At 63.5% G+C, this 10,368-nt stretch carries 7 protein-coding genes and 2 tRNA genes; 5 read left to right on the top strand and 4 right to left on the bottom strand.

What is annotated here, in order from left to right; all coding sequences use genetic code 11:
- Positions 1-172: 172 nt before the first annotated feature.
- The 4 genes from AB0O52_RS12775 to AB0O52_RS12760 all read right to left on the bottom strand — a co-directional run bounded on the left by AB0O52_RS12775 (position 173) and on the right by AB0O52_RS12760 (position 2,647).
- A tRNA-Lys gene (locus tag AB0O52_RS12775) sits at positions 173-248 on the bottom strand.
- Positions 249-318: 70 nt separating this feature from the next.
- Positions 319-394 (bottom strand) — tRNA-Lys (locus AB0O52_RS12770).
- Between the two features lie 117 nt (positions 395-511).
- The gene (locus tag AB0O52_RS12765; protein ID WP_364538046.1) at positions 512-1,615 is read right to left on the bottom strand and encodes a PQQ-dependent sugar dehydrogenase; all 1,104 of its coding nucleotides are present in this window, start codon (positions 1,613-1,615) and stop codon (positions 512-514) included.
- A gap of 57 nt (positions 1,616-1,672) precedes the next feature.
- The gene (locus tag AB0O52_RS12760; protein ID WP_364538044.1) at positions 1,673-2,647 is read right to left on the bottom strand and encodes a hypothetical protein; all 975 of its coding nucleotides are present in this window, start codon (positions 2,645-2,647) and stop codon (positions 1,673-1,675) included.
- A gap of 276 nt (positions 2,648-2,923) precedes the next feature.
- Between AB0O52_RS12760 and ilvD the strand changes: the two genes are divergently transcribed.
- The 5 genes from ilvD to serA all read left to right on the top strand — a co-directional run bounded on the left by ilvD (position 2,924) and on the right by serA (position 10,357).
- Entirely contained in the window at positions 2,924-4,645 is a 1,722-nt protein-coding gene (gene ilvD, locus AB0O52_RS12755) for a dihydroxy-acid dehydratase (RefSeq protein ID WP_345449920.1), read from the top strand.
- A 408-nt stretch (positions 4,646-5,053) separates the two neighbouring features.
- Positions 5,054-6,955 carry an acetolactate synthase large subunit gene (locus AB0O52_RS12750; RefSeq protein WP_364538042.1) on the top strand — a complete coding sequence of 634 codons (1,902 nt, stop codon included), beginning with the start codon at positions 5,054-5,056 and terminating at the stop codon, positions 6,953-6,955.
- A gap of 2 nt (positions 6,956-6,957) precedes the next feature.
- Positions 6,958-7,470 (top strand): acetolactate synthase small subunit, encoded by a 513-nt coding sequence (ilvN, locus tag AB0O52_RS12745; protein ID WP_028264679.1) that lies wholly within the window; start codon positions 6,958-6,960, stop codon positions 7,468-7,470.
- Between the two features lie 81 nt (positions 7,471-7,551).
- Positions 7,552-8,577: a ketol-acid reductoisomerase gene (gene ilvC / locus AB0O52_RS12740; protein WP_364538040.1), complete on the top strand. Its 1,026-nt coding sequence runs from the start codon at positions 7,552-7,554 to the stop codon at positions 8,575-8,577.
- 184 nt (positions 8,578-8,761) lie between these two features.
- Positions 8,762-10,357, top strand: coding sequence for a phosphoglycerate dehydrogenase (gene serA / locus AB0O52_RS12735; protein ID WP_364538038.1), 1,596 nt, complete (start codon positions 8,762-8,764; stop codon positions 10,355-10,357).
- The last annotated feature ends 11 nt before the right edge of the window (positions 10,358-10,368 follow it).

Genomic DNA, 10,368 nt, shown 5'->3' with positions numbered 1-10,368 from the left:
GGCCTCAGCGCCGAAGAAGGCCTCTGGACCCGAAAAGGATGGGCAGGCCGCACATGACGCGCCCGGGATTTACACACGTTTTGTCCTATAACCCCAGCCGCCAGACGGCGCAGCCGGCAGAAAAGCAAAGAGATCCCTGGACGGCCATTCAGCCATCCAGGGATCTTCCCTTTGGTGCACCCCCCGGGACTTGAACCCGGAACCCATTGATTAAGAGTCAATTGCTCTGCCAATTGAGCTAGAGGTGCAATTGTTTGTTGCTCGCAACGCAAAGAAATAACCCTTGAGCGGCTGTTGCCGCTCAAGGGTCCTTCCCTTTGGTGCACCCCCCGGGACTTGAACCCGGAACCCATTGATTAAGAGTCAATTGCTCTGCCAATTGAGCTAGAGGTGCATTTGTCGATTTCGATCAGCTGAGGGGCTTTTCTTCCCTCGTTGATCTCCGCAACGACATGTAACTCTACACGACACTTGCCCAAGTGTGAAATCGGCCCGGGCCTCCTGCGCGTCACTATGCGGGAGGCTTAAGGACCAGCGCAAAGTCAGGGTTTTGGTTGTTGCTGAGGACCCAAAGCGTGCCGTCCGGCGCAAGCGAAACGTCCCGTAAACGTCCATAGGCAGCTGTGAGGTATGCCACGGGATTCCCCGCTGTCTTTCCGTTCAGCGGTACCGTCCATAAACGCTGCCCGTGCAGCGCGCACGTGAACGCTGTTCCGTTGACGATTTCCAGCCCGCTCGGCGAGGCATCCGCCGTCGAAGGCCAGACAACCTTGGCATCGATGTAGCCGGTGCGGCCGGGGGCCCCGGTCACTTGTGGCCAACCGTAGTTGCCGCCGGCTTCGATGAGGTTGAGTTCGTCGTTGACGTCGGGGCCGAATTCGCTCGCCCATAGCCTTCCGGAACTGTCCCATGCCAGACCCTGCACGTTGCGGTGTCCGTAGCTGTAAACGGGGTTGGCGAACGGGTTGCCCGGCGCGGCTTTCCCCTCGGGGGTCAGCCGCAGGATCTTCCCGCCGAGCGCATTGCGGTCCTGTGCTTGCTCCGGATGCTGGGCATCTCCCGTGCCGACGTAGAGGAACCCGTCGGGGCCGAAACGGATGCGCCCTCCGTTGTGGGTCGAGGCTTTGGGAATGCCGGAGAAGATGACTTCGGGTGTGCCGAGACTCAACCGCCCGTCTGCGGCCTGCTCGAGGCGGGTGCGCGAAATCCGGTTGTCCGATTCAGCGGTGAAATAGGCATACAGCAGGCGGTCGCTGGCGAACGCCGGGGAGAGTGCCAGCCCCAGCAGTCCGCCTTCGCCGCCGGGCACGACGCCGGGAAACTCGCCTACCGTCGTGGCCCGCTCGTTCCGGACCGATTTGATCAGCTTTGTGTCGCGCTCGGAGATGATTGCAGTGCCGTCGTCGAGGAACACGATGGACCACGGGAGTGTCAGGTTGAGGTCAAGCTTGCGAAGCAACTCCGGTCCGTTGCCTTGGGTGGGCCCCGGACCGGGGGCACTCCCTGTGCATGCGCCCAGCAGCAAAGCCACGAGGCAGGCCACTGCTATCGGAGCCCGGACAAGCGCAAGGCGGGACCGGAAAACGCTCCCGGAACCCGCCTTCGCCTGGTTCATTGCTTGTCCTGCTTGCCGGGCCGCTTACTGCCCGGGGTCTTCAGGTCCTGAGGGCTCTCAGCGGCGGTTCCTGCGAGGGGGCCGGAAACCGGCTGCCTCGGCGTGGGCGCTCGAAACGAACCAGACTTCGGCCTTGACTTCGTCGTAGGACGGGCTGTCTTCATCGTGGTAGGTCATGGTGTCCGCGTTGCCCTTGACTGTGTAGCCCTCGGGGCCGCTCCCGTCGGCGCCGGCCGCAGCCGAGCCTTCACCGTACGGCTGCTCGGCGGCCAGATGCCCGCCCAGCGGAGACGCGCCCGCGGAATCCTGGGCCAGGGCGGTTGACTCAACAGGCGCCGGGACCGCGTCGGGAGCTCCGGCCCGGTCGTCTTGCGCCCCATCCGCAGCAGCGTCGACTGCTTCCGCCGCGGCTGATTCCGCACCCGGAAGCGTCGGTGCATGGGCGTCCGTGTATTCGCGGTGGTGGACAGGGGCGGGGGCCGCTGGTGCGCCGCCTTCGCTCCAGGTGGCTTCCCACTCGGCACTGTCGGCCGCTGTAACGTCGTCGGCCGTCACGCCCCCCTCAAGTTCCGGCTCGGCAGCGGTCGGTGCGGCCGCTTCGGAAACCGCGTCATTGGAAAGCACGGGTTCCGAGAGCGTGGGCTCCTTCAACACGGGTTCTTCCGCAGGAGTTCCGGACGCGGAGGACTCTTCCCGGGCGGCCATTCCGGTCTGGAGGGGAGGGACAGGGCCCTCCCAGTCGTCGACGTCGACGCCGTCAGCCTTGGTTGCCGCCTCCGGCTCGGGTTGGGCCTTGGGTTCGGCGGCGCGGGACCCGGCCGGGTCTTGATCGGCGGTCGCGGTTGCAGCGACCAAAGGGGCGGAGCCCGTCAGGGCTGCGGAAGTGATATCCGTTTGCGGTGACGAGGCAGTCGGCGACGGTGAAGCCGGGGCCATGGCGTTCGAGGAAGACTTCGCGCTATTGCGGCTCAGGAGCCACCAAACAATCGCGACGATCAACACGATGACGATGACCCAGATCAACCAATCCATGGGAGGAGCCCTTCTGTCTGTTCAATTGGCGCAGCTGTCGTGATTTGACGTTACGTCCGTGTCACGGGGCTGTCTAGGTTAGTCAAGCGATTCGCGGCCGTCAGCGCGTCCGCGTTCCTGTCGGAGGGAACTGCGGCCGGCAACGAGACTCATGTCTCACATATCGAGACGACTGTCCATTATTTGACTGAAATATTGAATGAAATAGCGCTAAATTCGCCTTAACCCGCCGATCATGTTCGTTGGCCACAGCTCAAGAGTCATAGACTCGTGCCCATGAGTGACCACACCCCAATCGCGACAGACAACCAGCCGGACATCAAGCCACGCAGCCGGGTCGTAACGGACGGCATCCATGCCGCCCCCGCGCGAGGCATGTTCCGGGCCGTAGGCATGGGCGATGACGACTTCGCCAAGCCGCAAATCGGTGTCGCGAGCTCGTGGAACGAAATTACGCCCTGCAACCTCTCGCTGAACCGACTCGCCCAGGGCGCCAAGGAAGGCGTTCACGCCGGCGGTGGTTTCCCCATGCAGTTCGGCACCATTTCCGTTTCGGACGGCATTTCGATGGGCCACGAGGGCATGCACTTTTCCCTTGTTTCGCGCGAAGTCATTGCCGACTCCGTTGAAACCGTCATGCAGGCCGAGCGCATTGACGGCTCTGTTTTGCTGGCAGGCTGCGACAAGTCCCTCCCCGGCATGCTGATGGCAGCCGCCCGACTGGATCTCGCCAGCGTCTTCCTTTACGCCGGTTCCATCATGCCGGGCTGGGTCAAGCTCGAGGACGGCTCGGAGAAGGAAGTCACCCTCATCGATGCCTTCGAAGCCGTGGGCGCGTGCGCTGCCGGCAAGATGAGCAGGGGCGACCTGGACCGTATCGAACGCGCGATCTGTCCCGGCGAAGGCGCCTGCGGCGGCATGTACACGGCCAACACCATGGCGTGCATCGGCGAAGCCCTCGGCATGTCCCTGCCGGGCTCGGCCGCCCCGCCCTCGGCAGACCGCCGTCGTGATGACTTTGCCCGCAAGTCCGGGGAGGCAGTGGTCAACCTGCTCCGCCTCGGCATCACCGCCCGGGACATCATGACCAAGAAGGCGTTCGAGAACGCCATCGCCGTCACCATGGCCTTCGGCGGTTCCACCAACGCCGTCCTGCACCTGCTCGCGATCGCCCGTGAAGCCGAGGTCGAACTCACGCTGGACGACTTCAACCGCATCGGCGACAAGATCCCGCACCTGGGCGACCTCAAGCCCTTCGGCCGCTATGTCATGACCGACGTCGACAAGATCGGCGGCGTGCCGGTCATCATGAAGGCGCTGCTCGACGCCGGGCTGCTGCACGGCGACTGCCTGACGGTCACGGGCAAGACCCTCGCCGAGAACCTTGCCTCCATCAACCCGCCGGACCTGGACGGCAAGATCCTGCGCGCGCTGGACAACCCGATCCACAAGACCGGCGGCATCACCATCCTGCACGGTTCCATGGCGCCGGAAGGTGCCGTCGTGAAGAGCGCCGGCTTCGACGCCGATGTCTTCGAAGGAACCGCCCGCGTGTTCGAACGCGAGCAGGGAGCCCTCGACGCTTTGGACAAGGGCGAGATCAAGGCCGGGGACGTCGTCGTGATCCGGTACGAAGGACCCAAGGGCGGCCCGGGCATGCGTGAGATGCTCGCCATCACCGGCGCCATCAAGGGCGCGGGCCTCGGCAAGGACGTGCTCCTGCTGACCGACGGCCGCTTCTCGGGAGGTACCACCGGTCTGTGCATCGGGCACGTTGCGCCCGAAGCCGTCGACGGCGGACCCATCGCCTTCGTCAAGGACGGCGACAAGATCCGCGTGGACATCGCCGCCCGTTCGTTCGACCTCCTGGTGGACGAAGCCGAACTCGAGTCCCGCAAGGTCGGCTGGGAGCCCCTTCCGGCCAAGTTCACCAAGGGCGTCCTCGCCAAGTACGCCAAACTGGTGCACAGCGCCTCCACCGGCGCCTACTGCGGCTGATTCCGGGTTCCGGCCCAACTGACTCGCACTTGTTGTCGTTTTGGCGCCTCATAGCGACAACAACTGCGAGTCAGTTGGGCGGCCGGGCATGACCAGCCTGTGGACAACGGAGTCCACATGGTGAGATGAGATCTTCATCGTTTGACACTCATCTCACAAAGAGGGAACACTGAACGCATGATCGCATTCGTTACTGTCGGCGCCACCGTGGGCACTGTCGTACTTACCAAGCGCGTGGCCTCCTAGCCCGACTGGTAACGAACCGTCACGCGCAACCCCTCGAAGAGCCGCAAGGCTGAGGGGTTTTTTTATTTCCCGCAGGGGACCGCGCGAAAAGCAAGAACCCGCATGACCGCAGTACCCACGCAGTAACTTTCACTAATTGAAGATCCCCAAAGGAAGAGTCCGATGAGCAAAGGATCGCCGATCAGCCCCTCGCTGATGGCTGCAAAGTCCGCTGGAGCCCCCAAGGCTCCGGAAAAGGTCGACCGTACGGCTGACGCCGTCGTCGACAATGCTGCAACTCTCTCTCCTGTACTCGGGCCGAACAACGTTGTACCCCCAACGGTGATGACCGGCTCGGAAGCTATTGTCCGCTCGCTCGAAGAACTCGGCGTGGACGATATTTTTGGTTTGCCCGGTGGCGCGATCCTCCCCACCTATGACCCTTTGATGGCCTCCAAGATGAATCACGTCCTGGTCCGTCACGAACAGGGAGCCGGCCACGCAGCCCAAGGCTACGCCATGGTTACCGGACGGGTTGGCGTCTGCATCGCCACCTCGGGCCCCGGTGCCACCAACCTCGTTACCGCCATCATGGATGCCCACATGGACTCCGTGCCCCTCGTTGCCATTACCGGCCAGGTATCGGCTTCGGTCATCGGCACGGATGCCTTCCAGGAGGCAGACATCGTCGGCATCACCATGCCGATCACCAAGCATTCCTTCCTGGTGACGGATCCCAATGACATTCCGCATGTCATGGCCGAAGCTTTCTACCTTGCGAGCACCGGGCGTCCCGGTCCGGTTTTGGTGGACATCGCCAAGAATGCCCAGCAGGGCACCATGACCTTCTCCTGGCCTCCCAAGATCGATTTGCCGGGTTACCGGCCGGTGGTCCGTGGCCACAACAAGCAGGTGCGCGAGGCTGCCCGGCTGATCGCTGCGGCACGCAAGCCTGTCCTGTATGTCGGGGGCGGTGTGGTCAAGGCGCACGCTTCGGCAGAACTGCGCGAACTGGCAGAGCTGACCGGCGCACCTGTGGTGACCACCCTCATGGCCCGCGGCGTGTTCCCGGATTCCCACCCGCAGCACGTCGGCATGCCCGGCATGCACGGCACGGTTTCCGCGGTCACCGCACTGCAGCAGTCCGATCTGCTGATCACCCTCGGCGCGCGCTTCGATGACCGGGTGACAGGTGTCCTCAGCACCTTCGCTCCGCATGCCAAGATCATCCACGCGGACATCGACCCCGCTGAGATTTCCAAGAACCGCACGGCTGACGTTCCGATCGTGGGCTCCGTCAAGGAGATCATTCCGGAGCTGAGCGAGGCCGTCCGTAACGCTTTCGAACAGTCCGGCACCCCGGACCTCGACGGTTGGTGGGCGTTCCTCAACAACCTCCGCGACACCTACCCCCTGGGCTGGACTGAACCGGACGACGGACTCAGCGCCCCCCAGCGCGTCATCGAACGCATTGGTGCGCTCACGGGTCCGGAAGGCATCTACGTTGCAGGCGTTGGCCAGCACCAGATGTGGGCCGCCCAGTTCATCAAGTACGAGCGTCCCCACGCCTGGCTGAACTCCGGCGGGGCCGGCACCATGGGTTATGCCGTGCCGGCAGCCATGGGCGCCAAGGTCGGCGAACCCGACCGCGTGGTCTGGGCGATCGACGGCGACGGCTGCTTCCAGATGACCAACCAGGAACTGGCCACCTGCGCCATCAACAAAATTCCCATCAAGGTTGCCATCATCAACAACTCCTCGCTGGGCATGGTGCGCCAGTGGCAGACCCTCTTCTATGAAGGCCGCTACTCCAACACCGACCTGAATACCGGCCACGACACCGTCCGTATCCCGGACTTCGTCAAGCTGGCAGACGCCTACGGCTGTGCCGCGTTCCGCTGCGACCGGGACGAGGACATCGACGCGACCATCCAGAAGGCCCTGGAAATCAATGACCGCCCCGTGGTCATCGACTTCGTGGTCAGCCCGAACTCCATGGTGTGGCCGATGGTCCCCTCCGGAGTCTCGAACGACCAGATCCAGGTTGCCCGCAACATGACCCCGGAATGGGAAGAGGAGGACTAGCCATGAGCCGCCACACACTGTCCGTTCTGGTCGAAGACAAGCCCGGCGTGCTGACCCGCGTGGCCAGCCTCTTCGCCCGGCGGGCCTTCAACATCAACTCCCTGGCCGTCGGGCCCACCGAGGTCTCCGGGATTTCCCGGATGACCGTCGTCGTCGACGCCGATGGCGACCTCATCGAGCAGGTCACCAAACAGCTCAACAAACTGATCAACGTGATCAAGATTGTCGAGCTGACTTCAGAATCTTCCGTGCAACGTGACCACATCCTGGTCAAGGTACGTGCGGATGCCGCGACACGCCTGCAGGTCACCCAAGCTGCAGACTTGTTCCGTGCCTCAGTGGTTGACGTTTCCACAGACTCGGTGGTCATTGAGGCAACCGGTACCCCGGAAAAGCTTGCAGCGCTGCTTTCAGTGCTTGAGCCGTTCGGCATCCGCGAAATAGTGCAGTCCGGCACCTTGGCCGTTGGGCGGGGATCCCGCTCCATGAGTGACAGGGCTTTGCGCAGCGCTTAGGCACTGTCTTAAGTACTGCGTAGTAGCCCGATACCGAACCACAGACAATATCTACAAAACCACTCAAGAGGAGTTACGCAAGTGACTGAAATGTTCTACGACGACGACGCAGACCTGTCGATCATCCAGGGTCGCAAGGTCGCCATTGTCGGCTACGGTTCCCAGGGCCACGCCCACGCGCTGAACCTGCGCGACTCCGGCGTCGAGGTTGTCATCGCGCTCAAGGAAGGCTCGAAGTCGATCGCCAAGGCCCAGGACGCAGGCTTTACGGTCAAGAACGTTGCCGACGCCGCCGAATGGGCCGACGTCATCATGATCCTCGCGCCGGACCAGCACCAGCGCGCGATCTACAACGACTCCATCAAGGACAAGCTGACCCCCGGCAAGGCCCTTGCCTTCGCGCACGGCTTCAACATCCGCTTCGGCTACATCGAGGCGCCCGAGGGCGTCGACGTCATCCTGATCGCTCCGAAGGCTCCCGGACACACCGTGCGCCGCGAATTCGAAGCCGGCCGCGGTATCCCGGACATCATCGCCGTCGAGCAGGACGCATCCGGTTCCGCTTGGGAACTGGCCAAGTCCTACGCGAAGGCAATCGGCGGAACCCGCGCCGGCGTCATCAAGACCACCTTCACCGAAGAGACCGAAACCGACCTTTTCGGCGAGCAGGCTGTCCTGTGCGGCGGTGTCTCCCAGCTGATCCAGTACGGCTTCGAGACCCTGACCGAAGCCGGCTACCAGCCGCAGATCGCCTACTTCGAGGTTCTGCACGAGCTCAAGCTCATCGTTGACCTCATGTGGGAGGGCGGCATCGCCAAGCAGCGCTGGAGCGTTTCCGACACCGCGGAGTACGGCGACTACGTCTCCGGCCCGCGCGTCATCGACCCCCGGGTCAAGGAAAACATGGCCGGCGTCCTCGCCGACATCCAGTCCGGCGCCTTCGCCAAGCGTTTCATCGACGACCAGGACAACGGCGCCGTCGAGTTCAAGGAACTGCGGGCCAAGGCAGAGCAGCACCCGATCGAGGCTGTCGGCCGCGAGCTGCGTTCCCTGTTCTCCTGGCAGCAGCAGGACGAGGACTACGTCGAAGGCTCCGCAGCCCGCTAGTCAAGGCACCCGCTGAAGCCGCGGCAGGAGCCGTAGCAATTCAACACAGAACGCCGTTCGGGATAGGCTCGAAATGAAGCCGCCCGGCATGGAGGCCGGACCCGGTATACCGGGTCCGGCCTTCGTCGTCAAAGAATCGTTTCACCAAAACCCCACCTGAAAAAGAGAGCTAAAGAGGTCACCGGTGACTAGCACCAAGCCAGTAGTACTCCTCGCTGAGGAACTTTCGCCCGCCACGATCGAGGCCCTTGGTCCGGACTTCGAGATCCGCCAAACCGACGGCGCGGACCGCTCCCAGCTGCTCTCCGCAATCGTCGACGTCGACGCCATCCTCGTGCGTTCAGCCACCCAGGTGGACGCCGAGGCAATTGCCGCAGCCAAGAACCTCAAAATCATCGCGCGTGCCGGTGTCGGCCTGGACAACGTGGACATCAAGGCCGCCACCCAGGCCGGCGTCATGGTCGTCAACGCTCCGACGTCGAACATTGTGTCCGCTGCCGAACTTACAGTCGGCCACATCCTCAGCCTCGCCCGCCACATCCCGCAGGCCAGTTCCGCCCTGAAGGGCGGCGAGTGGAAGCGCTCCAAGTACACGGGCATCGAACTCTTCGAGAAGAAGATCGGCATCATTGGCCTCGGGCGCATCGGAGCGCTCGTGGCTGCCCGCCTCCAAGGCTTCGAGACCGAGATCCTCGCCTACGACCCCTACATCACCTCGGCACGCGCGGCGCAACTCGGCGTCAAGCTCGTCACGCTGGACGAGCTGCTGGAGAAGTCGGACTTCATCACCATCCACATGCCCAAAACCCCGGAAACCGTGGGCATGCTGGGCGCCGATGCCTTCAAGAAGATGAAGGAAACGGCCTACGTTGTCAACGTCGCCCGTGGCGGCCTGATCGACGAAGAAGCCCTCCACGAGGCTTTGGAGGACGGCCAGATCGCCGGCGCCGGCATTGATGTTTTCGTCAAGGAGCCGAGCACCGACCTTCCCTTCTTCGGCATGGACAACGTCATTGTGACGCCCCACCTCGGTGCGTCCACGGACGAAGCCCAGGAAAAAGCCGGGGTCTCGGTGGCGAAGTCCGTCCGCCTCGCCCTTGCCGGCGAACTCGTCCCGGACGCAGTCAACGTCGCAGGTGGCGTGATCGCTTCCGACGTTCGCCCCGGAATTCCGCTGATCGAGAAGCTCGGCCGGATCTTCACGGCCCTGACCCACGCGTCCTTGACACAGATCGACGTCGAGGTCGCGGGCGAGATCGCGAGCCTGGACGTGAAGGTCCTCGAGCTGGCAGCGCTCAAGGGGGTGTTCGCCGACGTCGTGACCGAGCAGGTCTCCTACGTCAACGCGCCCGTCATCGCCGAGCAGCGCGGCATCAACACCCGCCTGATCACGACGGCGGAAGCCGAGGACTACCGCAACGTCCTGACCATCCGCGGCGCACTGAGCGACGGCTCCCAGATTTCCGTGGCTGGCACGCTCACCGGGCCCAAGCAGGTCCAGAAGCTCGTGGGCGTCAACGGCTACGACGTCGAAATCCCGATCAGCGAGCACCTGGTGGTTGTTTCCTACGCTGACCGCCCCGGTGTCATCGGTACCATCGGCCACATCCTGGGCATGAACAACATCAATATCGGTGGCATGCAGGTGGCCCGCCAGAGCGAAGGCGGGCAGGTCCTGGCGCTGCTGACGATCGACACTTCCGTGCCGCAGCAGGTCCTTGAAGCCATCAAGGCCGGCATCGGCGCAGACATGGTTCGTGAAGTGGATCTGGAGGACTAGCATCCGCACCG

The organism is Arthrobacter sp. NPDC080073, assembly GCF_040686575.1.
Taxonomy (GTDB): domain Bacteria; phylum Actinomycetota; class Actinomycetes; order Actinomycetales; family Micrococcaceae; genus Arthrobacter.
This window is presented reverse-complemented; position numbering and strand designations above follow the sequence as displayed.

Bases quoted from the DNA above. Each gene is read 5' to 3' on its own strand.
- AB0O52_RS12765 (WP_364538046.1), bottom strand. From the start codon at position 1,615: ATGAACCAGGCGAAGGCGGGTTCCGGGAGCGTTTTCCGGTCCCGCCTT.
- AB0O52_RS12760 (WP_364538044.1), bottom strand. From the start codon at position 2,647: ATGGATTGGTTGATCTGGGTCATCGTCATCGTGTTGATCGTCGCGATT.
- ilvD (WP_345449920.1), top strand. From the start codon at position 2,924: ATGAGTGACCACACCCCAATCGCGACAGACAACCAGCCGGACATCAAG.
- AB0O52_RS12750 (WP_364538042.1), top strand. From the start codon at position 5,054: ATGAGCAAAGGATCGCCGATCAGCCCCTCGCTGATGGCTGCAAAGTCC.
- ilvN (WP_028264679.1), top strand. From the start codon at position 6,958: ATGAGCCGCCACACACTGTCCGTTCTGGTCGAAGACAAGCCCGGCGTG.